25 protein-coding genes are annotated in these 25135 nt (G+C 47.1%); 6 read left to right on the top strand and 19 right to left on the bottom strand.

What is annotated here, in order from left to right:
- Window positions 1–26: 26 nt before the first annotated feature.
- Window positions 27–1034, bottom strand: coding sequence for a Fe(3+) ABC transporter substrate-binding protein (locus EYR25_RS09785; RefSeq protein WP_133179685.1), 1008 nt, complete (start codon window positions 1032–1034; stop codon window positions 27–29).
- Between the two features lie 217 nt (window positions 1035–1251).
- On the opposite strand from EYR25_RS09785, the gene EYR25_RS09780 reads away from it, so the two are divergent.
- Window positions 1252–1671: a hypothetical protein gene (locus EYR25_RS09780; RefSeq protein WP_039978732.1), complete on the top strand. Its 420-nt coding sequence runs from the start codon at window positions 1252–1254 to the stop codon at window positions 1669–1671.
- Between the two features lie 10 nt (window positions 1672–1681).
- Here EYR25_RS09780 and EYR25_RS09775 read toward each other — a convergent pair whose 3' ends face one another.
- The 3 genes from EYR25_RS09775 to EYR25_RS09765 all read right to left on the bottom strand — a co-directional run bounded on the left by EYR25_RS09775 (window position 1682) and on the right by EYR25_RS09765 (window position 3805).
- On the bottom strand, window positions 1682–2278 hold the full coding sequence (locus EYR25_RS09775) for a glutathione S-transferase (RefSeq protein WP_023268647.1): 597 nt from the start codon (window positions 2276–2278) through the stop codon (window positions 1682–1684).
- A gap of 64 nt (window positions 2279–2342) precedes the next feature.
- On the bottom strand, window positions 2343–3092 hold the full coding sequence (locus EYR25_RS09770) for a ferredoxin--NADP reductase (RefSeq protein ID WP_133179683.1): 750 nt from the start codon (window positions 3090–3092) through the stop codon (window positions 2343–2345).
- Window positions 3093–3214: 122 nt separating this feature from the next.
- A complete protein-coding gene (locus tag EYR25_RS09765) occupies window positions 3215–3805 on the bottom strand; it encodes a DUF5610 domain-containing protein (protein ID WP_133179681.1) in 591 nt (196 codons plus the stop codon).
- 188 nt (window positions 3806–3993) lie between these two features.
- Between EYR25_RS09765 and EYR25_RS09760 the strand changes: the two genes are divergently transcribed.
- The 3 genes from EYR25_RS09760 to EYR25_RS09750 all read left to right on the top strand — a co-directional run bounded on the left by EYR25_RS09760 (window position 3994) and on the right by EYR25_RS09750 (window position 6443).
- Window positions 3994–4587, top strand: coding sequence for a histidine phosphatase family protein (locus tag EYR25_RS09760; RefSeq protein WP_023268650.1), 594 nt, complete (start codon window positions 3994–3996; stop codon window positions 4585–4587).
- Between the two features lie 11 nt (window positions 4588–4598).
- Window positions 4599–6089 (top strand): FMN-binding glutamate synthase family protein, encoded by a 1491-nt coding sequence (locus EYR25_RS09755; RefSeq protein WP_023268651.1) that lies wholly within the window; start codon window positions 4599–4601, stop codon window positions 6087–6089.
- Window positions 6090–6236: 147 nt separating this feature from the next.
- On the top strand, window positions 6237–6443 hold the full coding sequence (locus EYR25_RS09750; protein ID WP_039978734.1) for a hypothetical protein: 207 nt from the start codon (window positions 6237–6239) through the stop codon (window positions 6441–6443).
- A gap of 33 nt (window positions 6444–6476) precedes the next feature.
- On the opposite strand, the gene EYR25_RS09745 is transcribed toward EYR25_RS09750, so the two are convergent.
- Together EYR25_RS09745 and EYR25_RS09740 are read right to left on the bottom strand one after the other, a co-directional pair.
- Window positions 6477–6734: a hypothetical protein gene (locus EYR25_RS09745; RefSeq protein WP_023268652.1), complete on the bottom strand. Its 258-nt coding sequence runs from the start codon at window positions 6732–6734 to the stop codon at window positions 6477–6479.
- A gap of 82 nt (window positions 6735–6816) precedes the next feature.
- Complete coding sequence (locus EYR25_RS09740; protein WP_133179679.1) at window positions 6817–8613, bottom strand: ABCB family ABC transporter ATP-binding protein/permease; 1797 nt, start codon at window positions 8611–8613, stop codon at window positions 6817–6819.
- 447 nt (window positions 8614–9060) lie between these two features.
- Between EYR25_RS09740 and EYR25_RS09735 the strand changes: the two genes are divergently transcribed.
- The gene (locus EYR25_RS09735) at window positions 9061–9237 is read left to right on the top strand and encodes a hypothetical protein (RefSeq protein ID WP_023268654.1); all 177 of its coding nucleotides are present in this window, start codon (window positions 9061–9063) and stop codon (window positions 9235–9237) included.
- A gap of 50 nt (window positions 9238–9287) precedes the next feature.
- Here EYR25_RS09735 and aroG read toward each other — a convergent pair whose 3' ends face one another.
- The 5 genes from aroG to EYR25_RS09710 form a co-directional block, all read right to left on the bottom strand.
- Complete coding sequence (gene aroG / locus EYR25_RS09730) at window positions 9288–10346, bottom strand: 3-deoxy-7-phosphoheptulonate synthase AroG (RefSeq protein WP_133179676.1); 1059 nt, start codon at window positions 10344–10346, stop codon at window positions 9288–9290.
- Between the two features lie 309 nt (window positions 10347–10655).
- Complete coding sequence (locus EYR25_RS09725; RefSeq protein WP_133179674.1) at window positions 10656–11840, bottom strand: tetratricopeptide repeat protein; 1185 nt, start codon at window positions 11838–11840, stop codon at window positions 10656–10658.
- A 118-nt stretch (window positions 11841–11958) separates the two neighbouring features.
- The gene (locus EYR25_RS09720) at window positions 11959–12306 is read right to left on the bottom strand and encodes a hypothetical protein (protein ID WP_133179672.1); all 348 of its coding nucleotides are present in this window, start codon (window positions 12304–12306) and stop codon (window positions 11959–11961) included.
- Window positions 12307–12422: 116 nt separating this feature from the next.
- Window positions 12423–13673 (bottom strand): ammonium transporter, encoded by a 1251-nt coding sequence (locus EYR25_RS09715; RefSeq protein ID WP_133179670.1) that lies wholly within the window; start codon window positions 13671–13673, stop codon window positions 12423–12425.
- 10 nt (window positions 13674–13683) lie between these two features.
- Window positions 13684–14022 carry a P-II family nitrogen regulator gene (locus tag EYR25_RS09710; RefSeq protein WP_011071066.1) on the bottom strand — a complete coding sequence of 113 codons (339 nt, stop codon included), beginning with the start codon at window positions 14020–14022 and terminating at the stop codon, window positions 13684–13686.
- 324 nt (window positions 14023–14346) lie between these two features.
- Between EYR25_RS09710 and EYR25_RS09705 the strand changes: the two genes are divergently transcribed.
- The gene (locus EYR25_RS09705; RefSeq protein WP_133179668.1) at window positions 14347–14889 is read left to right on the top strand and encodes a hydrolase; all 543 of its coding nucleotides are present in this window, start codon (window positions 14347–14349) and stop codon (window positions 14887–14889) included.
- A 37-nt stretch (window positions 14890–14926) separates the two neighbouring features.
- Here EYR25_RS09705 and EYR25_RS09700 read toward each other — a convergent pair whose 3' ends face one another.
- From EYR25_RS09700 to EYR25_RS09665, 8 genes are all read right to left on the bottom strand, one after another.
- Window positions 14927–15661 (bottom strand): Lcl domain-containing protein, encoded by a 735-nt coding sequence (locus EYR25_RS09700; protein ID WP_133182810.1) that lies wholly within the window; start codon window positions 15659–15661, stop codon window positions 14927–14929.
- Between the two features lie 99 nt (window positions 15662–15760).
- Complete coding sequence (locus EYR25_RS09695) at window positions 15761–16570, bottom strand: hypothetical protein (RefSeq protein ID WP_133179666.1); 810 nt, start codon at window positions 16568–16570, stop codon at window positions 15761–15763.
- Between the two features lie 134 nt (window positions 16571–16704).
- Window positions 16705–17409, bottom strand: a complete 705-nt coding sequence (locus EYR25_RS09690; RefSeq protein ID WP_133179663.1) for a LysE family translocator — start codon at window positions 17407–17409, stop codon at window positions 16705–16707.
- Window positions 17410–17521: 112 nt separating this feature from the next.
- Window positions 17522–18352, bottom strand: a complete 831-nt coding sequence (locus tag EYR25_RS09685; protein WP_133179661.1) for an AraC family transcriptional regulator — start codon at window positions 18350–18352, stop codon at window positions 17522–17524.
- A gap of 153 nt (window positions 18353–18505) precedes the next feature.
- Window positions 18506–19252: a hypothetical protein gene (locus EYR25_RS09680; RefSeq protein ID WP_133179659.1), complete on the bottom strand. Its 747-nt coding sequence runs from the start codon at window positions 19250–19252 to the stop codon at window positions 18506–18508.
- 108 nt (window positions 19253–19360) lie between these two features.
- The gene (locus EYR25_RS09675) at window positions 19361–21001 is read right to left on the bottom strand and encodes an alkaline phosphatase family protein (protein WP_133179657.1); all 1641 of its coding nucleotides are present in this window, start codon (window positions 20999–21001) and stop codon (window positions 19361–19363) included.
- Between the two features lie 42 nt (window positions 21002–21043).
- Entirely contained in the window at window positions 21044–22540 is a 1497-nt protein-coding gene (locus tag EYR25_RS09670; RefSeq protein WP_133182808.1) for an alkaline phosphatase family protein, read from the bottom strand.
- A 235-nt stretch (window positions 22541–22775) separates the two neighbouring features.
- Window positions 22776–24857, bottom strand: coding sequence for a TonB-dependent receptor (locus EYR25_RS09665; RefSeq protein WP_133179655.1), 2082 nt, complete (start codon window positions 24855–24857; stop codon window positions 22776–22778).
- Window positions 24858–25135: the final 278 nt, after the last annotated feature.

The raw sequence follows: 25135 nt of genomic DNA, 5'->3' as shown, positions 1-25135 counted from the left end.
GCGCACTTATCGATTTAACTGCGTAACTATAGATCAAACTGAACTTCGTCTAACAATTTCACCGCCGCTTGGTGGTATTCCGCCAGCTTGAAAATCGGTAATTGGTCGGATTTAAACTCGCCCCAAGAAGCCACTAAGGTTGATGGCGCAACATCGGCTTTAACAGGGTATTCCATATTCACCTCAGCGTAGGCTTTTTGCGCCACATCACCAGAGAGGAATTCCATCAGTTTGATAGCATTGTCTTTATTGGGTGCATGGCGGGTCAGTACCATACCAGAAACGTTGACATGAGCACCACGGTCAGCCTGATTCGGGAAATTAATTACCACGGCTTCAGCCCAGCTCTTTTGCTCTGGATCTTGCAGCATATTGCCGTAGTAGTAGCTATTGCCGATGGCGATATCACACAAGCCTTCTTTAACCGCTTGAACCTGTCCACGATCGTTACCTTGAGGTTTGCGTGCAAGGTTAGTTTTCACACCTTGTAGCCAAGTTTTAGTATCAGCTTCACCGTGGTGGGCAATCATCGAAGCGACTAACGCGATATTGTAAGGATGCTTACCGCTGCGCGTACAAATCTTACCTTTGTATTTAGGATCGGCCAGTTCTTCGTAGCTGATGGCTTGTGGGCCGAGGCGATCTTTTGCCGTATAGAGATTACGCACACGCATCGTTAAGGCATACCATTGTCCATCGGGATCGCGGTATTGCGCGGGGATATTGCTATTGAGCTGCTCACTTTTCACGGGAGAAGTCAGGTCTTTGTCGACTAATTCGACCAAGCGAGAGAAATCTGAAGTTAACACTAAATCCGCAGGGGATAAGCGTCCTTCACGGGCGATCCGCTCGGCAATACCGTCTTTCGCAAATACCACATTCACAGCAATGCCAGTTTCATCGGTGAAACGCTTCAGAATAGGCTCCACCAAAAACGCTTGGCGATAGGAATAAACCGTTAATTTTTCATCCGCATGTGCAGACTGCGCAACCGACATTAACCCAAGTAAAGCGGCACAAGTTACCCATTTCATTAGCGATTTCTCCTCAAAATGATGACATCAAGCGTGAGTCAATTCTTAAGACCATTAATGATAATAGTTATCAGTTGCGCAAGAGTAATAGATCAAATGAACTAGGGCAATAGATTGATTAACTTTTTGTTTTTAATGAAATTAAACTTAAAACTGGTGATTATCTCAAACCAAACTAAACTGAATCTTAATTTTTAAAAAATTGATTGGAGGCATTATGTTTAGCATGCTTGTACTGGCAATTGTCGTGCTCGGCTTAGTGTCATTAATGACATTCAAAAATAGCCATAGCAAACATAAATCATTGGTCAAAGCGACTGGCACAAGTAAACGAGAAAGGCATGCAACTAATACAACTCATCCTTTTCACTGTGTGAGCATTGAAAATGCAGGAAATTGCTGCGAGCAAGCCGATGCCATTAAAGGAAAACGCTTTCTATCAAAAGAAGCTCCAGAGCTCCCAATGAAAGCATGCTCACAGTCAAACTGTCAGTGTCACTATCAGCATTATGACGATAGACGCCAAGCTGGCAGTGATCGCCGCATAGACTATGGTATGACGAAGGAGCTCTACGGCGCATTTGGTGAACATAATCGCCGTGAGAGTCCTAAGGGTCGTCGTTCAACGGATCATTAATAGTGTGTTTTTATTGCGGACGCGTCTCAATAAAAGCAGGTAATTCACGCATTTCACTGAACCAAATCGCTGTGGCGGGTGCAACTTTACGCCAATCGAGTTCAGGGTGTCTGAAATCCACATAATCTAACAAGCAAATCAAAGCTAATTGTGGTGCTTGAATCGTTGCCTGAGTGATCACACTCTGGTGCTCCATTTGCATCAAACCACGCAGTAAAGCTTGCTCAAAACGCGATGTCCAAAAGGCCGATCTCACGCCCTCCTCTTCACGCATTTGTTCTTGGCGCAACTTTACCGCGCTGTCGGTTAACCCTTTAATCATCGAGTATTGGCACTGTAATACCCAATTATCCACTTGGCCGCCGAACATTTGTTGCTCTCCTAATTCGGCGTCTAAATAACGCATAATCACTTCGCTATCGAAGAGAGGCACACCATCGTTGGTGATTAGACATGGGATCTGCCCAAGCGGGTTAACATCAAGTAGCTCAGCGGTGTTTTCCATCGGATTGACTAAGACTTCTTCGATATCCTTAATCCCTAAATAACGGATTAACGTGCGAACACAGCGAGCATAGGGTGAAGCGAGAGAGCAGAGCAACTTCATCAAAAAATCCTTCTTAAACAAAGATATTAAAACAATCTACATAATGTTTTTAACACTCAAACGACTACCAATATTTTTCTACGGTTATTTGCCCCGGAGCACGGCGTAAATTTTTCGAGAGCCCCTTGTCAAGCAATGCCGCTTGGGCGCCACTAATCATCCCCGGATTACCGCAAATCATCACCTGTGAATCCGCCGCACTTAGGGTTAATCCTACTTTCCGCTCGATTTCGCCCGAGACTAAGCCATCGGGGATACGGCATTGCAATGCATCATCAAGCTTTTCACGGGTGACGGTTAAACACAGGATAAACTGATCTGGATATTGCGCCGCATAGCCCTTTAATTTATCCAGATAGGCCAAGTCTTTAGCTTCACGCACACCATAGACAAGTACGATCTTCTCAAAACGCTGCCAAGGCTCTGCGGTATCCAGCATGGATAAGAATGGCCCCACAGCCGTACCCGTGGCTAAAAACCATAAATGCCGACCTTGTAACTCACCTTTTGGGATCTCATCCAAGGTCATAAAGCCGGTGGCTGTTGGGGTGATGTCGATTTCATCCCCTATGGTAAGATTCTGTAACTGCGGGGATAACAGGCCATCCTCTACGGCGACAGCCAAAATTTCGGCATAGGGCTTATCGGGGGAATTTACAAGGGAATAAGCTCTGGCAACACGCTTATCCTCTTGCTGCTGACTTAGTTTAATAAATTGACCGGGAATAAAGGGAGCTAACTCGGCCGCTATCCGCAGCGAAAATAACTTATCATTCCAATCAATACGTTCAATAACGCGTCCCTTAGTCCACATAACCCGCCCTCAAGCAAAACGTTAAATAGACCCCTAGCATAGACTGTTATCAGCGCAACAAAAACCCCTTATTCAAGGGGCTTAAGCGTAAGTAAGAGGAAGGGAAGTTAAACGTTAGTCGCTTAAGTCTCATCCGATTTTTTATTGAAGCTGTCCCTAAAGGCTTGCAATCCTTCTTGCACTAACCCATAGGTTTTATCGACACCATCAGCGATATCTCCCTGCAATACTTTGAGGCCAGATAAAATATCTCTCGCCTCCTTAAAACCATTGTCGATCGCACCACCTATGATGCTCATAAAGCTGTCCAGCTGTTCGTCCAAACTCATATTCGAATTTTGTTGCTGGTGAATGCTAAAAAACTGCGTTGCAAAACTCACAATCCTGTCGGCCGTTGCCTCGGGGGAAGTATCAACGTTATTGTCATAGGCGGTTTGAATGGCGTTTTCGCCCATCGAAGGGGCTAGCTCTTTGTTTATCGCTTCGATTGCCGCGCGATAAAGCAAGGTCATAGATTGATCACCGGACTTTAGGCTCACGTCTTCCTGTGCCGATAGAATCGCTTGATTCATTAACTGCTTACTGGTTTGCTGCGCCGTCTGCTTAGAGGTGGCATCCACATTTTTCGTCTTATCACTATTTGCCGCGTTTTCAGCATATTTATTGTGGGTCGAAGAAGTGCTCTGTACCTGTGCAGGGTTATTGATTTCCATGATGCTAGTCCACTCAACTTTGGGAAACTAAATTATCGACCAAATTTTGAGCAGCTTTAGTTAATTTATAAATTGCAGTACCATCATCAACTAACACAATGATGCAAATAGTGAATATGCTTGCACCCAAATTTAGATTCACTTTCCGTTTCTTGCTTGCATACGCCAATAATATAAGGATATGACGCATGGCCATCTTTCGTGGTTTCAAGGCATTAACTCGGCTTCGGCAAACGGAGCGTTCCTATCCCATCAAGCTATTACGACGCTTGCTATTGGGCTTGTTAGTCTTCACAGCCATGGGAGTTAGCCCAGTTAATCTTGTATGGGCCGAAGGTCGTCTAATTATTCTTGTGCGACATGCCGAAAAAGCCGATGCCCCAACTGCGGATCCACAACTCTCCCCAGACGGTAACCAACGGGCTCTCGCACTCGTTAGCGCCTTAACACGTACGCCACTGTCTCAGTTGATTGCCACGCAATATCAAAGAACCCGGCAGACCTTAGAGCCAATGTCTGCGGAGCGACATTTGCCTATTACTGTCGTCGCCGCCGAAAAACCTCTCGAAGCCCATATTCAACAGATCGTTGAGCAAGTGCATGCGGTTAAAGGTAATAGCTTAATCGCGGGTCATTCCAATACTGTGCCACTGATCATTAAAGCTCTCGGAGGTCCAGAGATCCCCAATATTAGTGAAAATGATTACAGTCAGTTGTTTTTACTCTCGATTAATGATGGACAGCCAGCAAGCTTAATTTCTACCCGCTACGGCAATGAATAAAGGATAACAAAATGCAAGAACTCAATTGGTTTATGTGGGGACTCGACCTCTTCTCTGGATTATTCTTGATCATTGTCGGATTTGGCGCCCTAGCCATTGTCTACATGTACTTTGCTGACAAACTGCAAACCAAACAGGCTGTACGCCACAACTACCCCGTAATTGGTCGCTTTAGGTATTTATTTGAGAAACAAGGCGAGTTTTTTAGACAGTACTTTTTTGCGCAGGACAGGGAAGAACTCCCCTTTAACCGCGCAGAACGAAGCTGGGTATATAGAGCAGCTAAAAATGTTGATAGAACCATTGCCTTTGGTTCGACACGCCCGCTGGATAGCACGGGCACAATTATGTTTATGAATACCGCCTTTCCCACTCAAGATGAAGACACAACCCCTATTCATCCACTCACCATAGGCCCCGACTGCAAACAGCCCTATACCACTAAAGCCATTTGCCATATCTCCGCCATGAGCTTCGGCGCCCTATCGCGCCCCGCTATCACCGCTTTATCCCACGGTGCAGCGCAGGCTGGTTGTTGGTTAAACACAGGAGAAGGCGGTTTAAGCCCTTATCATTTAAAGGGCGGCTGTGATTTAGTTTTTCAAATCGGCACAGCCAAATATGGTGTTCGTAATGAGCATGGTCATTTGGATGATGGCAAACTTAAAGAGATCGCCGCGCACCCTGAAGTGAAAATGTTTGAAATCAAAATGAGCCAAGGGGCCAAACCAGGCAAAGGGGGGATTTTGCCGGGGGTTAAAGTCACCGAGGAGATCGCCAAAATTCGCGGTATTGCGCAGGGCCATGACTCCATCAGCCCCAATGGTCATATCGAGTTTAAAAATGTCGGTGATATTCTGGATATGATTGCTAGAGTTCGTGATGTCACGGGCAAACCCACTGGAATCAAAGCGGTACTTGGGGATGTACAATGGCTCGAAGATTTTTGCGATGAAATTGAACGCCGCGGTGAAGCCTCTGCTCCCGACTTTTTTACCTTAGACAGTGCCGACGGCGGCACCGGCGCGGCCCCTCAACCCTTAATGGATTATGTGGGTCTGCCACTCAAAGAAAGCCTGCCCATATTGGTCAATATCTTAATTCAGCGCGGATTACGTAAGCGCATAAAAGTCATTGCCTCAGGCAAACTCATAGTGCCATCGAGGGTGGCTTGGGCGCTCGCCTTAGGCGCCGACTTTATCGCCTCAGCCCGCGGCAATATGTTTGCCCTAGGATGTATTCAAGCATTGCAATGCAACAAAGATACCTGCCCGACAGGCATCACGACCCATAATAAGAAACTGCAGCAAGGTCTTGATCCTAGAGATAAATCAACGCGTGTCGCCAACTATAACCATAATCTGCACCACGATTTAGCCCTGATCGCCCACTCCTGTGGCGTTAAAGAGCCAAGGCAACTCAGGCCATCCCATGTGAGGATTGTGCTCGAGAGTGGTTTGTCGGTTTCACTGGATAAATACTATTCCCATATCAATCAATAGGTAACTTGCTTTAGTGTGCAAAATGTGCGACTTTCGTCTAATGTTAATTTAGCAAAAGGTAATTTGAACGCGTATCACAAAAGGGGTAAAATCCGTGATGCGTGCGTTAAATTGAACCACATTTTTATTTTAAGTTAAGGAAACACTGTGAAAGCAAGCTTTGTAAGCCAAATGCCAGCCAGTAAAACTGCCAGCACAAGCTGTAAGAGCTGTAATCGCTTGACGGAGATCGAAGGCGAATTAGTGTGTTTTCGTGAAGGCCAAGTCATTCGGCTCACGCGGATTGAGGAATCAACCAGTAAATTCAATCTGTTATGTGAAGGTTGGAAGGCTGGAAAAATAAAGGGAATATAATTCTTATATTCCCTATTTCATTTATACCATCTGTTAATTAATAGCACGTACATCCGAGCTGTATTCATTTGTTGTACGGATTATCCCTGCTAATTCAAGTTGTTGATTCAATTTAGCCAGCGTTAAACGTCTTGTAGTTACTTTAAGACCCGCATTTAACTCTGCATGAATGCGTTGTAGCGAATCATAATCCACACCGCGCTTTTTAAGGGTTGCCATAATCGCAAACCAGTCTGTGCTCACTTTCTCTTCTCTGCCTTCAATATTGACTCTTAATGCCATATTTTCCATGCCAAGCACCTCTTATCGTTATTTGCTTGGATTCGAGTATAGAGAGCTGAACCTGAATAAAAACTGAATTGTTCCAACGCTGTTACACTTCTACTAAAAGCTGTTTTTGCTCATTTTGTATGCGCCACAACTTAGCGTAGAGACCATCCTGAGCCAGTAAAGATTGATGATTCCCCTGCTCGACAATTTCTCCTTGGCTTAACACCACAATTTGATCGGCGTCGACAATGGTCGATAACCGATGCGCCACCACTAAGCTGGTATGCCCTTTGGCGACCTCGCGCAGTGCCGACAGAATCGCTTGCTCCGAGCGGCTATCAAGGGAAGATGTAGCCTCATCAAACACTAACACCGGAGAGCCTTTTAAGATCGCCCGCGCAATGGCCACCCGCTGTTTCTCGCCACCCGAGAGCTTTAATCCCCGCTCACCCACTTTGGTATCCCAACCTTGGGAGAGCGACGCGATAAAATGCTCTAAATGTGCGAGTTTGATGGCATGGCGCACTTCCTCATCCGTCGCTTCGGGGCGGCCATAACGAATGTTCTCCACTAAGGAATCATTAAATAACACAGTATCCTGCGGCACTATGGCAATGGCGCGGCGCAGTGCATCCTGGGTTAATTGGCGAATATCCTGCCCATCAATCAAAATGCGCCCTTGCTCCACATCGTAAAAACGAAATAGCAGCTTGATAAGCGTAGATTTACCCGCGCCACTATCCCCAACCACCGCAACCTTTTTCCCCGCTGCGACCTTAAAGCTGACGTTGCGCAATATGGGTCTGTCATCGTAGCTAAAACTCACATTCTCAAAACTAAGCTCACCCCGCTTAGGTTCAAAATCTAGTGCGTCGGGTTTATCGACGATGCTCGGGTGCTTATCGAGTAAGCAAAACATCCGCTCAATATTAGCCAAAGCTCCACGGATTTCACGGTAGACAAATCCCAAGAAGTTCAGCGGCATAAAGAGCTGCATCATAAAAGCATTAATCAGTACAAAGTCACCTAAGGTCATCTCATTATTGGTCACTTTATATGCCGCTAAAGCCATCATCGCCGTCATTGCTAAGGCAATAATCAGCGCCTGCCCACCGTTGAGGGCAAACAGCGATAAACGATTTTTACGTTTAGCCACTTCCCATTGATCTAAGGCTTGGTCATATCGTTCCGATTCGTATTTCTCATTGTTGAAATATTTTACGGTCTCATAGTTGAGCAGGCTGTCGATAGCGCGGGTATTGGAAAGGGAGTCAGCCTTGGCTGCATCGCGAACATATTCGGTGCGCCACTCAGTTGCCACTACCGAAAACCAAATATAAGCCAACACTGAGGTCAACGTAATTGCTGCGAAGGCAAACCCATAATTAAAAAAGAAAATGCCAATGACCATGGCGATTTCAAGCAGGGTCGGCACTATGTTAAACACCATAAAGCGCATCAAGAAACTCACACCACTGGTGCCACGTTCAATGTCTCTCGATAAACCGCCCGTGCGCCGCTCTAGGTGAAAATCCAAATCGAGTCGATGTAAATGATCAAACACCGCCAAGCCCAAACGGCGAATAGCCCGCTCCGTGACACGACCAAATAGGGTGTCACGGATTTCTCCCGTAATGGCGGTTAACAGTCGCACCGCACCATAGGCCAATACCAAGCCAATAGGCACACTCAAGGCCTGCGCGGTTTTATTAACATCTAAAGTATCGACTAAATCTTTAAGAATAAAAGGTAAACCAACACTGGCAAGCTTAGCAACGATAAGGCAAGACATGGCCAATGCCACTCGTCCCTTGTATTCAAGCAAATAGGGCCAAAGTAATTTAACCACATGCCAATTAAGCTTATCGATGGGACCTTCAAAATACAGTGTTGGGCGCATATATCTAAACCTTTTCCTGAGTCAGTCAATTGTAACAGCATGGCGAACACTAAGGTGCAATCAAACAGAGAAAGTTTGAATAAAATCAATCAGATTTTTCTGACAGACAAACAGCATTAACCTTGGCAAAATTCATCAAACTTATCGATATCAAATTGTCACACTTACGACTTACGCTTGAATGGCTCGCTAAGGACTTATTAAAGATAAGAAATGCCGTGGTAACTGGGCTTTATCCGGATATCACTCGCTAAAATAGGCAGCGATTACATGGGTTCGACTGTTGATTATTTTGTCGATTTTACCCAAAATGCCGTATGGAACTCAGTTCGCTAGCAGCAGGATTTGCAAACTTCTGGCCGCAGTCGCGAGAGTGGAAATTAGCTCCATACTCCTTCTGCAATAACACTAAGATAACTCTAATAAATTAAGATCGAAGGATGCTTTATGTTGGATTCAGCTAAAGTTCAATACCCGCCATTACCACTTATCCAAACTTGGGTGTGGATGATGATTGAATCGGGGAATCCTGAAATTCAGGATAAAGGTAGAAACAACCTGATCTCCGCCTTTGGTAGCTTAGCCAAAGCTAACGAATATTTAGCAGAAATGAGCAAAAAATAATAAAAACAAAGGCGCCGGGATAGCGCCTTTGTTTTTGATCTTAAACCCGATTAAGCCCGCTGACGACGCTCAATAACACTTTGATTTAGCACTGAGAGCAAACGTTCTGTATCGTCCCAACCAATACAAGCATCCGTGATACTCTGACCATAGCATAGTGCTTGGCCTTCAATCAGATCTTGACGTCCTTCCACTAAGTGGCTTTCAACCATCACACCGAAAATCGCCTTATTACCCGATGCGACTTGCTCTGCAACATCGTTGGCAACCTCCATTTGGCGTTGATACTGTTTGCTACTGTTGGCATGGCTAAAATCGATCATGATATTGTCGACCAACCTCGCCTTTTTTAACTGCTCGCTAATTTGCGCCACATGGGCTGCGCTGTAATTAGGCTCACGGCCACCACGCAAAATGATATGGCAATCCGGATTACCTTTAGTCGACACAATCGCCGAATGGCCAAATTTGGTCACAGATAAGAAGTGGTGCGGCGCATTTGCGGCACCAATGGCATCAATCGCCACCTTAATCGTGCCATCGGTGCCATTTTTAAAGCCGACAGGACAAGATAGCCCCGAGGCCAACTCACGGTGCACTTGGGATTCTGTGGTGCGCGCACCAATGGCGCCCCAGCACATCATATCCGCCACATATTGCGGGGTAATCATGTCAAGAAACTCACCCGCAGTTGGCATGCCGGAGTCATTCAAATCAACCAAGAGTTTACGCGCGGTACGCAAACCATCGTTCAGTTTGAAGCTGTTATCCATATAAGGATCGTTAATGAGTCCCTTCCAACCCACTGTGGTACGCGGTTTTTCAAAATAAACACGCATAACCACCTCAAGCTGATCTTGATAACGTTCCCTCAGAGCAACCAATCGCTGGCCATATTCCAATGCGGCCTTAGGATCATGAATTGAGCAAGGACCAATGACCACTAACAAACGATCATCTTGGCGAGCGAGAATGTTATGGATGCTTTGACGGGCGTTAAACACAGTTGCAGCAGCGTTTTCGGAAGCAGGAAATCGTTCTAGAATCGCAATCGGTGGAAGTAACTCTTTGACTTCATTAATGCGAACGTCATCATTTTGGTAATACATAATTTACTGCTCCAACTCTCGTGTTTAGGCTATTTTTATCGCTGCAATAGGGGATCTCAACTGCAATACTGAGTTCAATTTATCCAGTCTGCGCCGCTAATGCAACCAAGTTGTCTCCATTTCAAAAAATCAGCTATAACGTCTTGTTTTAACATATTTTTAAAAAATACAAATTCAAATATTTCAATATGATACTCACATTAAGGTCGATGCCGTGTTTGACGAAAAACCAAAGTGTTAGCGAAAGCCAAAAATAAAAAACCTCCTTTGCCAGTAGTCAAACACAAACAAAGGAGGTTGAGTAAAGGATTAGTGTTGCCGCATAGCCTGTAACTTAGCTTGATAACGATGCTTATCTGTGGCTTCACGGCTAAGTGCCATGGCCTTTTCCATATTGAGTTTGGCACGTTTTTCATCGCCCAGCGCCCAATAGGTACGTGACAAACCAAAGAAAAACTCATGGCGATAATCGGCTTTATCCACGGCCCTTTGATACCAAGCGAGCGCCTCGCTGTATTGGTGTTCATCATAGGCCTGCTCACCCATATCATAGTAGTAATAAGGGTTACGAATACGCGCTAATTCAAGCACTTTATGAACCTGTGCCCACTCATCTAAACGGCCCTGGTTACCTAAAATCACCGCGAGATTGTAGAGAGTCGTCATATCATTAGCATCAAACTTAAGCGCATAGCGATAGACTTGTTCGGCCCGCTTTTCATCGCCTTTATGGCGATAAATCACAGCTAGGGTATTAAGCGCAGGAATAAAGTGTCCAGATTTTAAGCCCGCTTTAATCAGCGCATAGGCGCGGTCTAAATCCCCTTCGACCAAGGATTCGGCAGCCATATTGTTATAAAACATACTGGTTAAGGTCTGGCGATTAATTTGCACTTTATCGTACCCCCGCAAAGCGCGCTCGGGCATAAAGTCGACCAGAATCGCATGGGCCGAGACATAAACCGTATGTACGCTTTCGACAGGGAGCAAACGTAGGTTGACATGGCCGTTGATCAGATAAAATTCGCCCTGTTTGTCCCACACAGGTTCAATCGCAATATCCTGAAACTCAGTGCCAATTTTAAACACATCCGCTAAGGCCGATGTCATCACCACCAGCGACATACAGTTTCCGGCGCGCTGAGCATAGGTTTCGCTGGCGGTTTGAGTCAAATTATCTTGATAGCGAAAATCGCTATGGCCGCCATCTTGGTTAGCATTGATATAACTCGCTAACCATTCGTGCACCGCGACGGGATTTTTTGTCGATAAGCTATAGCGATCGTAGGCTCGCCTGACATCGGCTGCCACAGAGGGTGGAAGGCTGAAAATATCCTCGACGCTCGGAATATTACTGACAGATTTAAACAACGAATCTGCAAATAGGGCATCGATTTCATCACTAGGTTTTGGGGCTGTTGAGCTGCAACCCCATAAGAGTAAAAGTAATAATGAGCAGATTATGCCGCTTGAGATGGTGCGCAGTTGTATCATGAGATGTCCCCCAGACCATAAGGCTCCTATTTGAGCTTATTACACTTGGCCAAAAAGACGTCATTAAATGGTTACAAAAAATAACAGCTCGCTGCGAAGGATTGCGGCAGCTTGAGAGTTAACGCTGCGTTGGAGTATCAACCTTGATATACACATCCTGCTGCTGATAACGATAAGGTCGGTAGTTATCCTGACCACAAGTAAAGTAAGGGTAAGGCTTTAGCTTGGCAATACAACCAAGTGGCAAAGCCTGCAGAATTTGAATTTGCTCCTGTCTTCTCAAGGATTCCTGCCATTCATAATCTTTCAATACTTGGTCGCGAACAGCAAAAGCATCGAAAGGCTCATCCGAGCGAGTCACTACGACTTGCCCCGCAAAAGCGGGTAAGGCAAAGAGTGCACTCAGAATGCCCCCAAGCAAACAGGTGCGTCTGAGTGGTGCTGTGAGATCAAAGATTAAGCGCATCGTTAGCTCCTTGTTGCGGTGCAAGTAGAATCGAATACCCATAAAAAAAGCAGAGCACTTGGCTCTGCTTTACTATCCTCTTATCCCTTAGAGGCATCAAGTCATATCAACACCAGTTAGCCTGCACTTTTGACTGTCACAAACTCTGGGTAAGCGTCGATACCGCAATCAGATGCATCCATACCGTTATATTCTTCTTCCTCAGAAACACGGATACCCATGGTCATCTTCAGCACAAACCATACCGCAAATGACGCGCTAAATACCCAAGCGAAGATAATCGCTGCACCGGTTAATTGCGCTGTGATAGTGGCGTCGGCATTTGATAACGGTACACACATTAAACCGAGGAAACCTGCCACGCCGTGCACCGAAATCGCGCCAACTGGATCGTCGATCTTAATGCGATCTAAGCCCACAATTGAGAACACCACTAAACCACCAGCCACTAAACCAATCACACCCGCCATCAATAGTGAAGGCGATAAAGGATCAGCCGTAATCGCCACTAAGCCCGCCAGAATACCGTTGAGGATCATGGTTAAGTCCGCTTTACCCCATATCATTTTGCACACAACGAGGGCAGAGATAGCACCAAAAGCGGCCGCGGTGTTGGTGTTTACGAAAACTTTAGCGACAGAGCTTGCATTGGCCGCATCTGAAACCATTAATTGTGAGCCACCGTTGAAGCCAAACCAGCCCATCCACAGGATAAACATCCCTAAGGTCGCCATTGGCAGGTTAGAGCCTGGGATTGGGTTGACTTGGCCGTTAGGGCCATATTTACCCTTACGAGCACCGAGCAGTAACACCCCAGCGATAGCCGCAGCAGCACCTGTCATGTGCACAATACCGCTACCGGCAAAGTCCACAAAGCCTAAGCTAGAGATAAAGCCTTTACCCCAAGTCCAGTAGCCTTCAACGGGGTAGATAATGCCTGTCATCACCACGGAGAAGACAAGGAATGCCCACAACTTCATCCGCTCCGCCACGGCGCCAGAGACAATCGACATCGCCGTTGCCACAAACACGACTTGGAAGAAGAAGTCAGATTCTAAGGCATGGTTAGCATCACTAGCTTGTGAGCCAATCAGCGTACCGAGTGAAGGCAACCAGCCGCCTTCGGCATTGTCGACGTACATAATGTTGTAGCCGATCAATAGGTACATCACACAGGCAATCGCATATAACACCACGTTTTTAGTTAAAATTTCGGTGGTATTTTTAGAGCGCACTAGGCCAGCTTCGAGCATGGCAAAACCCGCAGCCATCCACATAACCAAAGCGCCTGAAATCAAAAAATAAAAGGTATCGAGTGCAAAACGCAGCTCAGAGACTGTCACGCCTAATTTTGTTAGTTCTTCCATCTTCCGCCCCCTATAGCGCTTCAGTGTCGAGTTCACCCGTACGGATACGGATGGCATGTTCTAAGTCGATAACGAAAATCTTTCCGTCACCAATTTTTCCCGTATGAGCCGCAGTGGTAATTGCCTCAATCAACATGTCGAGATTTTCTGCTTTAGTGGCAATTTCTAGTTTTACTTTTGGCAAAAAATCCACCTGATACTCGGCGCCACGATACAACTCTGTGTGCCCCTTTTGACGGCCAAAACCTTTAACCTCGGTCACCGTCATCCCCTCAATACCAATACCGGCGATAGCTTCACGGACATCATCCAATTTAAATGGCTTGATGATAGCGCTGACTAGTTTCATCCTGACCTCCAAAAACGCGATTGTTATTAACTTGTAGCAAAGGTAATTCAATCATCAGGCCATATTTTTAATGCATTGATTTTAAATAAATAATAAAGAATCACCCTGAGTGCGGCGATTAAAAATGCACCAGACTTGTGCAAGCGTGAGGGCAACGCACTCTTTTAGTGAGCAATTTAAGTGCACGCTATATTCGACTTTTGCCCTATTGGTGAGGTTGGCCAATTAGGGTTTACTAACAGTGTAAAAAATAAACAAATCAAAAAATAAACAGAGCAATCGCTAAACGATGCCTTTATTCCACCCGCGCAGAAGGAATACCCGATGTTAAAACCCGAACAATGTGTACTCGTTATCGTCGATGTGCAGGGAAAACTCGCTCAGATCATGGATAACACAGCCAAACTCCACCAACAGCTAAGTACATTGATCCAAGGTGCGCAGCTGTTCGAGATCCCCATTCTCTGGCTCGAACAATTACCCGCCAAACTAGGCTCGACCACTGAAGAGTTAAAAACCTTACTCGAAAAAACGGGCTCGCCCATTGCCAAGCAACACTTTAGTGGTTGGTATTGTGATGAATTTGCCAATGCACTAACCCAAACAAGGCGCAAACAGGTGCTGCTCGCGGGGATAGAAACCCATGTTTGCGTATACCAGACTTGCCGTGATCTGCTCGACCAGCATTACTCTGTGCATGTCGTTGCCGATGCCGTATCTTCCCGTAGCGTTGATAATAAACAGCTGGGCATTCAAATGATGATCGCCAAAGGGGCAAGCCTCACAAATGTGGAGTCACTATTATTTGAACTGCAACACGAAGCCCAAGGCGATAGATTTAAGGCGCTGATAAAGTTGATTAAATAAGGCGAGAAGAGAGCTTATTCAAGCTCTCTTTAGTGAATCAAAACGCCGCGACACAAACAGCAAATTTGGCACTATTGGCATAACTGCGAAAGCTATAACCGCTGGAGGCGACCGAGATAATGCCGACCTCGAATTCAGTCTCATACACTGTGCTAGACCAAGAAGGGATTGTCGAGCTCCACTGCGCACGTTGGTAGGCTGCGCGACTCTCGCCGTACCCATAGAGGGTATTTAACTCCTGCTCTGTTGGCCTGCGCCAATTGTCTTTACCAGCAAACTCGATTGAGGCCAATTTTTGGCACCAGCGGTCAAACTGACCGTTAACACCAACCTTAGCCTCATTGCCTTTGGCTGCTTCGGTGCCGGGTAAGATAACGCCCTTACCATCCTGACGAAACTGCGCATATTCTCCTCGGCTTGGACCAAATACAAACTCCTCCTGCACGTTAAATGTCATCGCATAGGAATCGCCACTGTTGTTGGCATCATCTTGTTTTAGATAACCTAAGGCGTTCATCACAGCAATAGAAGGCGAACTGCTAAACCATTTCGTTTGACGATCACTTTTATCGTAAAGTGCTCTAATTTTTAAACAGTGGGTTGATGCAAGAGTGCGGTCGTTATTATCGAGGCCGCCATCAAAGCTAGTATCGATTGGCGTACCTTCGACATGCCCGCACAGGGGAATTTGCTCTTTTTGGCGACATTCAGTGAGTAAAAACAACAGCACTATGGCTGTGCCGAAAACGGCAATTTTGGCGGTATTAATCATCACAACAAACCTAAATCCAGGGTTTATAAAAAGACAGTTACAGACAACCTTGATGGCATTCGCTTCAGGGAATTAGCCTTAAGCGAATGGCCAATTAAGCTATAACGCCTTAATCACAGGCTCCTGCACCAGCAATTGATCGTTTTTGTAAACATAAAGTATGCCCACGGGGCTCTCTTCAGCGCTGAGCACTATCACATCGCAAACATAGCGATAGGGACCACTTTTAAACTGGAAGAAATGATTACCGCCAGTACCCTCACGCACCAATTTACCCTTTGTGAGGACTAAATCAGGTTTCTCACTCAGGGATTTGCCCTTTGCCCAAGCTGCATAACGGTATTGGTTATTATCGATGGCATCGACACGAATGATGAATCGAGCGGTTTCCCACGCCAGCTCTGGGCTAGCAAACTCGCGCACACTCTCGTGTAGCATCGCTTTTTGCTGCGCGATCAGCTCATCCCTTAACTTAGCTTCCTCTGGGCTTTGGTAATTAATGCCCGAGATTTTGCCATCAAAATCCAACCAGACACTGCCGTGATCGAGCATAATGCCGCGCCAGCCCATAGTCTCCCAGTTGTTCTCCGTGGTCGAATTGGCGATTTGACTCAGCAACTTGCTATCAAACACTTGCTGAAATCTCGCCAGCATTTGCTGTGGATTTTGCACATCGGGGAGCGGGTATTCCCGATGGAGGGGATAAGAGATTTGCTCGGCAATCGCCTGACGATCACCCGCCTTGGCCGCATCAATCAAGGCTTGAACCTGCGGCACATATTCCGCTTCTAGAGCGGCCATAGCCTGAGGCACTAGGCTTAGACTCCCTAGCAGCAAGCCCGCATAAAGCCCTAAACGCGAAAGTCGATGAATACCTGAATATGTTCGAGAAGACAGAGCATGAGGCATGGCTTATTCCTTTAACGTCAAAAACATCCAAATTAAGACTTGGCAAGGATAGCATAGCTAAGGTGGGATAAACATAAACAATCCCACCCAAGCCTATGTGTTAAAAGCCTAATTACAGCCTCGCTCCCAGTATCTTAAGCCAACAGCAAACTCGAGACTATCGCTACCGCCACCGACATAAAGATCACCCCAATTACCCCATCGATGATAGGCGTGAGTCGTTGCAACTTTTGCTGCACCTTGGCTTTTGAGAGCATGAGTGCCAAAAAGCCAAACCAGAGCAGTGACAACACAAATAACATCAACGCGGCGGCAAATTTAGTCACGGGCGTCACGCTCGGGGTGATCAGGGCGGAGAACAAGGTGATAAAAAACACTAAAGCCTTGGGATTCAATAAATTGGTATAAAGCCCCCTCATAAAACCCTGTTTAGGAGTTAAAACGTTGACAGTACCCGCCATGGGCATATCAATGCTGTGTTCTGAGGTTGTTGCAAACCCAGAGGAATCGGCACCCTCACCGTTCAATACGGTTTTGGGTTTACTGAAAAAGGTCACCGCAGCCTTAAGCGCGCCAAATCCCATCCACGCCAAATACGAAGCGCCCAGCAATTGCACTAACAGATACAAGGTATGGGAGCTTTTAATCACTAAGCTGACGCCAGTTAAACTCAAAATGGTATGGGCTAAAATCGCCACCGATATTCCCGCCGCCGTGGCGACTGCGGTGTTTCGCGGCTGCGACGTAGCAATCTTCACCATAATGGCGAAATCCGGCCCAGGGCTGACTAAGGCTACACAATGAATAACGGCTAAGGTGACTAACAGGGATACATCCATCAATAGGGCTCCGCAAATACAGATAAGAACGTCAGTATGCCCAAGCTGGCAGCACCTGCATTGTAAGAAATTGCACGCGGTTAATTTACCGAGACAAATTATATCAATGGTATTAAAGCATGCGCCGCTGAAATTGGACGGGAGAGAGTAAAAAGGCCTGCTTAAACGCCTTATTTAGATGACTCTGGTCGAAAAAGCCTAACTGCTGCGCCACATCCGCCACTAAGGCGCCATGGGTTAAGGACTTTTTCGCTAACTCTAATCGCACTCGCTTTAGATAGGCGTGGGGTGTCATCCCCGTCGCCAGTTTAAATTGGCGTAAAAACTGGAACTTACTCAGGTTAACCTCATCGGCCAACGCCTCAAGTTGAGTGTTTTGCCACGGCTCATCGTGAATTTTCTGTTTGATGCGATTTAACTGCTGCCATGATAACCCCCTATCCTGCCGTAAATTCAGCATTCCCGTGGGATGGCGCATCAATAACAGCTGCATAAAGTTCAGCAGGTGCGACTCGGCCGCCAGCACAGAGCATTGACCTTGAATGAGTACATCATGTAGCTGGATAAAGTATTGATATAACGCAGGGTCATCTACCATGGGCGCATTAAAGAAATGCGCCTTGAGCCCCATTTCTTGGCTAATGCTGTTCATATACTCCACGGGGATCGACATCACCTTAACCCGATAACCTTCGGCGTCGCGGCTTTGTCCATCGTGGGTTTCATCGGGATTGAGGGTCGATAGCCCATGTTGCCCTAACTGATAACGGCTGCCTTTATTGATAAATTGCTGCGCCCCTTGAGTCACCACGCCTAAGTGGTAATCCAGATGCACGTGTTTATCAAAACTGAAATGCGTAAATTCCGCCTGACTCAGTTCTATGCCCGAGAGGCTGGGATGGCGCCAGTAATTGATATTTTCAACGGGAGTCACACGGCTCATAGGGCAAGCTTAATCTCACAGGGCAAAGACAACTTTAGATATTACTCATTCTAGCCGCCGAGATCTTGGTCGGAATAGTAAATTATTGCAGCGCCCTCCCCAAAAATGCAAAACGCCCGAATGCGGGCGTTTTGTCAGATCCAACATGCAGGATTAGTGCGAATGACTGCCGTGGCCACCTTGCGCCTCAATGGCATGGCCTTCGCTGTTATAAAAACCACTGCTACCGTGCTCGATAAAGCCTTGGTTGATCATCTTGGCGATAAAGGGGTCGGACTCACTGTCGCCCACGTCAGCAAAATCAATATCTTGATAATTCTGGGTTAAAGCAGCGAATGCTTCGTGGCTGTAAGGCTCAACCTTGAGCAACTGATAACTTAAAACTTCACCTAAATTAAATTGCTGTGGCAGCTCAATGCTGGCAATCCAGTCGAGCTGGCTGTCCATGCCATTCACCTTACCCGCAAAGCCTTGAGCCGCAAAACAAGGCAATTGTTTTAGCTCAGTTTTAGCCATATGGGCAGGCAATGCAGGAGACACTACATGGTACAACTGATCGCGGTCGTGCTGAATGTTTAGCGCCCTTAAGTCGCCCTTGCGATAGGTGACTGAGCGTTTTTCAACGGGGAAATAACGCACATATTCGCCATTGGGTGCCCATTGTTCAAAGGTGGTGTTATCCCGTTGAATAATAAAATCTTGTCCGTCTCTTAGCAGGGTCATCTGCCAGCTTTGCCCCTTAGCATTGGTGACTTGGTACTGGGCTTTTAAATGGCTGGCCTCAAGTGTTGTGCATTGTGCATTGGCCTGATTAGCAGAAGCAGCGCTAACGGGAGTGGCTAAGGCCATCACTGGGGAGGCTAACGTCGATACCAGAGTGACTAAGAGGAGTTTGTTCATGTTATTTCTCACTTACACGCTAATTGTATAACTCGCATTACTGACTAACGTCTCTACAGACAGTTAGATAAGAGCCGATGGCAGGACGGCCCGCCATCGGCATTTGGCTTACTTCGCCGCCATTGCAGCTTCCGCTTTCGCGACTAAGTTCGCCGCACGGTTCATCACGTGGAAGATATGGTTTTGTTCAACCGTACCTTGGACCAGATCCGAGCTTGGGCCACGGGCAAAAATCGCCACGTCCTCACCCGCATGGGTCTCATCGCTTAATGGCACTAGGGCTTCTTGATGGAAACCAACATCTTGGGTGTCCACAAAGTTCAAGTCCTTACGGCCTGCATCCACAGGGAAGTTATAACGCTCATCGCCACCCGTCGCTAATGACGCATAACCCATACCGTTGGCATAACCTACTGTTGTGTAAGGTAAACCGTTAGCGTCGGTTGAGTTAGTCACTTCGGCAATACCGTTAGCATCGTTGGTTTTCACTAAGCCAAGGATTGGGTTACCACGGGTTGGATAACCTGCGATGGTGAACACATGGCTGTGGTCAGCCGTTACCATTAACAGAGTGTCGTTTGCCGAGGTTTTTTCCATCGCAACACGGACTGCTTCAGATAGCGCAACTGTGTCATACAGGGCGCGAGCGGCGTTACCCGCATGGTGCGCATGGTCGATACGACCCGCTTCGACGATCAGCACATAGCCTTTGGTGTTTTTCTTCAGAATATCAATCGACTTGGCGGTCATTTCTGCGAGCGATGGCTCACCCTTCACGCCCGCTTCGGTGCGGTCGTAGTCGTATTCCATATGGGATGAGTTGAACAGACCCAGTAAATGGTCAGTGCTCTTCACATCCACATTGAGGAAACCATCTCTGTCCTGAACGTAAGCCGCATTAGTGTACTTAGCTAACCATTCAGCAGTCAGATCGCGACCATCGTTACGCTTGCCCGCTTTACCTTCTGGATCAATCGTGGTTTTTGGGATAAAGCTACGGCGACCACCGCCCATCATCACGTTTAAACCGTTGCCATAGTTAAAGTCGAGCATTTGCGCGGCGATATCTTTACAACCATTGGTCACGGCTTCGGCTGGTAGGTTTGAGTCAGCTTCCCAGTCACGCTCTGGTACGTGGGCATAGGTTGCCGCAGGCGTTGCATGGGTTAAACGCGCCGTAGTCACCACACCAGTCGACATGCCCGCCATGGCGGCCAGCTCCAGAGATGTCACTAAGTTTTGATCTTTAGTCGATGCACAGTTAGCACGCACTACGCCTTCGGCCTGTGAAATCACGCCCACATCGGTTTTCACCCCAGTCATCATCGCCGACATTGTGCCCGCAGAATCTGGTGTTTGACCATCGACGTTATAGGTCTTAGATAAACCGACGTAAGGCAAGGTTTCGAAAGATAAAGAGTTTTCTTCACCCGTCTTGCCCTTTAATTGACCTTCTAAAATACGCGCTGCAGTGATAGTCGAGACACCCATGCCGTCGCCGACAAATAGGATCACGTTTTTCGCCGCGCCCACATCGTTGTTAACGCTCAGGCCATCGGCCTTAGTCACACGAGCCTGTGCATCAACATACCATTGGTTGACTGCGGTCCAGTCTTTACCGTCGCTGCCATTGGAACCGTTAGAACCATTCGAACCCGGCGTACCTGCCGCGCCGTTGTCACCATCGCTACCGCATGCAGCTAAACCCAGCATGGCAGAGATTGCGAGTACCAGTAATTTCTTATTCATTTTTTACTCCAAAAGTGAGAACTGTAGGTCGTAGACGACCTATTAGTACTTAGTGCCGCCAAGCTGCTGGGCTTGGTTGATAATGTGGAAGATCACGTTCTGCTCAATCACGCCCTGCACCAGATTCGAACCTGGGCCCATTGCGTGTAAGCTGATGTCTTCACCGGCGTGTGTCTCACTCTCCATTGGGATAAGTGCTTGTTGCATGAAGTCTTTATCTTGAGTATCGACTGAGGTTAAGTCGTCACGCACGCCAACCACTGCGCCAGGGCCGTTCGTGTAGGCCAGCGTGGTATAAGGCTTGCCGTCGTTAGCGAGGGCTAACGAACCATCCACATCGTGGACTAAACCTAAAATCGGGTTACCGCGTTTTGGGTAGCCTGCAATGGTAAATACATGGCTGTGGTCAGCCGTTACCATGATCAGGGTGTCATCGCTGCTGGTTGCATCTACCGCGGCTTTTACGGCGTTAGATAACTCAACCGCATCGGTCAAGGCGCGGCTAGCGTTGCCCGCGTGGTGACCATGGTCGATACGACCCGATTCCACGATCAGCAGGAAGCCCTTATCGTTTTTCTTTAAAATCTCGAGGGATTTCGCGGTCATTTCAGAAAGTGATGGCTCACCACCAACGTCATCGGCGCGGTCCGCTTCGTATTCCATATGGGATGGGTTAAAGAGGCCAAGTAAGTGATCGGTATTGGCAACATCGATAGCATCGAAGCCTTTTTTGTCCCACACATAAGCCGCTTTGCTGAAGTTTTCGACCCACGCTTTAGTCAGGTCTTTGCCGTCTTTACGTTTACCGGCTTTGTTCTCACCGTCAGTGACTTCTTTTGGTAAGAAGTAGCTGCGACCGCCGCCCAGTGCAACGCTGAGTGAATTTGCCTCATCGCGCATCACCAGTTGGCTGGCGATATCGGTACAGCCATTCGCAACGGCTTCGGCTGGCAGGTTAAAATCGCCTTCCCAATCACGTTCTGGCGATTTAGCGTAAGCGGCCGCTGGAGTCGCGTGAGTTAAACGGGCAGTAGTGACAATCCCAGTCGATAAGCCTTTAGCATTGGCAAGATCAACTAGAGATACGAGTTCATTACCTTTAGAAGACAAACAGTTACCACGTAAACTGGTGTCAGAAATCGAGATAATACCGGCTTTGGTTTTTACCCCGGTCGCCATGGCGGTCATGGTACCTGCGGAGTCGGGTGTTTGCTGGTTAGTGTTGTAGGTTTTCACTAACGCAGTGTGTGGAAACTGCTCGAAACTTAAGAAGTTTTCTTCACCGCCTTGGTTACCCGTTTGCTGCTGTCCTTGCAGGATACGGGCGGCAGTTAAGGTTGAAATACTCATGCCGTCGCCGACAAAAAGAATCACGTTTTTAGCTGTTTTCTTGGTTTCAAGCTGCGCTTTAGCCGCAACATTGGCTGCACTGTCTTTAAACCACTGACTGTCAGTTTGGGTTGCGGGTAAGACTGCAGCGTGGGCTACAACCGTCATTAAACTGCAGGAGATAGCTGCAGCGATCCGTTTAATATTCATCACGTTCATCACCGATTTTATTATTGAGTGTATGAGGGTATTCCCTTAAGAGGCGCCCACATTTTCAATGCTTTATATGACGAACTGGCGTGATTTTAATGGCGTTTTCATTGCAGCAAGATGTCTAAATGATTACAGTAAACAGAATAGAAAACGCTAAGTTTATCCAAGTTACGGGATAAACTTAGCGTATCGGCTGGTGCTAGCAATGGTCACTCAAGAATGGTCACTCAAGTTAGAAACGATAACTGACACTCACCCGCACCATGCGCGGCTCCACGGGATGATAATGCAAGTCTTCCACGCCTTCTGCTGGCTCACCCGCTAGGCGAGACTCGTAGAAATAATCGATATCGTGGTCTTTGCTATCAAAAATATTCAATAGCTCGAGCTTAGTATCGAAGCCAGATAACTGATAACCCAGGGCAAGGTTCACTAAGGTAGTGTCATCGGCTTTATGCTCATCAAAACTATCGAGAATTCGCTCACCTAAATATCTCAGCCTGACACTGGTATACCAACCATCGCCATCGGGACGGTAGGTAATGCCCGCACTGCCAACAAAGGGCACTGCGCCATCGACATATTTGCCTTCATCGAGTTCATTTTCGGTAAAACGGGCACGGGTCCAGGCCAGTTCCATATCTAAACTCAAATCATCGTTAAGCCAATAATAGGCCGTGACTTCAACGCCGTAACGCTCAGAGGCGCGGCTGGGTTCGGTATTGCCCGCATCGCCGACGAAGAGTAGTTCAGAGTCGAGTTCTAAATACCAAAGCGCCGCCGAGAAGTTAATAAAGTCACGGTCATAGTATTTGACCCCAAACTCCCCGCCATTGGAGCGCACTAACAAATCGACCTTTTCAACCGGATCGCCCGTGACAGGGTCGACCTTAATGGTTGCACCGCGGGCATCGTTAGAATGCAATCCCTGCCCCGCATTCATGTAGAGTTCCAGATTATCGTTTACTAGGTAGGAAGCGCCCGCCTTTAAGCTCAACATACCATCGGAAGCATCGCCGCTGTTGAGGGGATTATCACTATCGACCTGCACATCAAAATAGTCGTATCTCAAGCCTAAATTCAAACGCCATTGGTCAGCAGGCAACCACTCCAGCTTGCCAAACAATCCCGTAGAGAGTTCCTGCACTTCATCGAGCCTCACAGTGCTGAGGCGTTCCCGTGCTTTGGTGTTATATAAACCCACGGCACCAATATCGTCGTAGCGCACATCGGCACCTAGACTGTAATTGATTTGTGTCCCCGCCAGACTCATTTGCCAGTCGCGTTTAATATCGCCGCCCCAAATGGTGCGCTCATCGACCTGCTCAAATTCATCGCCATTGATGGGATCGTTTAAGAAGTAAGTAAAGTTTGAAAACAGATCCATGGTCGAGCGTATGGCATAGGCATTGGCCTGCCAGTTACCGGCGTCATAATTCGCCGAAATGCTGTAACGACTGGCCTCACCGCCCACATCGGTATCGAGTGAACCGTAAAAATCAATCAGCCCAGACTCCACCGCCCGCGCCGGAATTTGATCCGCCGAATTCCAGCTATTGTCGTAGGCCATCATAGTGAGGCTAAAGTCCCCGCCATTAAGCTTGGTAAGATAGCGGCCTACCACATTGATTTTGCTAACATCTTCCTTAATATCACTCCAAGGGCCATCGTAAGCCTGCAACTCTGTTCCTAAAATAAATCGGCCGACCTCGGTCTTCATATCCTGAGTGGCCACCAGCCGTTGATAACCGTATTCCCCTAAGGTCACCCCAACTTGGCGATAAGCGAGTTCATCGGCGAGCAGAATTTGCGCCGCGCCCGCGCCGGAAAAGTCCGCCACTTCAGGATAATAAGCTCCTTTGGCGTAACGGATTTCCCCCAACAGCTCGGGGATTAAAAAGTTAAGATCCGTATAACCTTGGCCATGGCCGTGGGTCCGCATATTGACCGGCATACCTTCGACACGGGTATTAAAATCTGTGCCATGGTCTAAGTTAAAGCCACGCAGAAAATACTGATTCGCCTTACCCGAACCACTGTGCTGAGTGACGATCATTCCAGGGACAAACTCGAGGATCTCACCCGTCCGCAGCAGCGGGCGACTCTCGATTTCCGCCGCACCCACTATCCCTTCCGACGCCGAAGTACTATGGCCTAAGGTATTAATTTGCCTGCCACGCACTTCTAAACGCTCGATTTTATCCAGATCATCGGCCAGAGCTGTGGCCGATAAGCCGCAAAGTGGCAATAAACATACGCTGGTTAAATAGGCTGTAGCTGACCGTGTTTTTAAAATGTATTGTTTTAGTTTCATTGAGTGTTTCCCGAGTCAACGAGTTGATGACGCGGATTTAACACTGTCTTCACAGCATAAAAGCAGATCTAGCTCAAACTCTAGTGAGGAAAAATTCGCCAACGACATTTATCTATCGAATTTATGTGCTGAGTCGCACATTTTTACTGGCAAAAGGACAATTTGTCCGCCACCAGATCACATTTTATTGCCGATATTGAGTATTTTCACAGATGAAATAACAAGGGAGAATAAAGCTAAGCCAATAAATTAGGATGGCTATACTCTATATAACCTGA

It is taken from the genome of Shewanella decolorationis, from assembly GCF_004354305.1.
GTDB lineage: Bacteria > Pseudomonadota > Gammaproteobacteria > Enterobacterales > Shewanellaceae > Shewanella > Shewanella decolorationis.
Note: the sequence above shows the minus strand (reverse complement) of the source record. Positions and strands in the feature narration are given on the sequence as shown.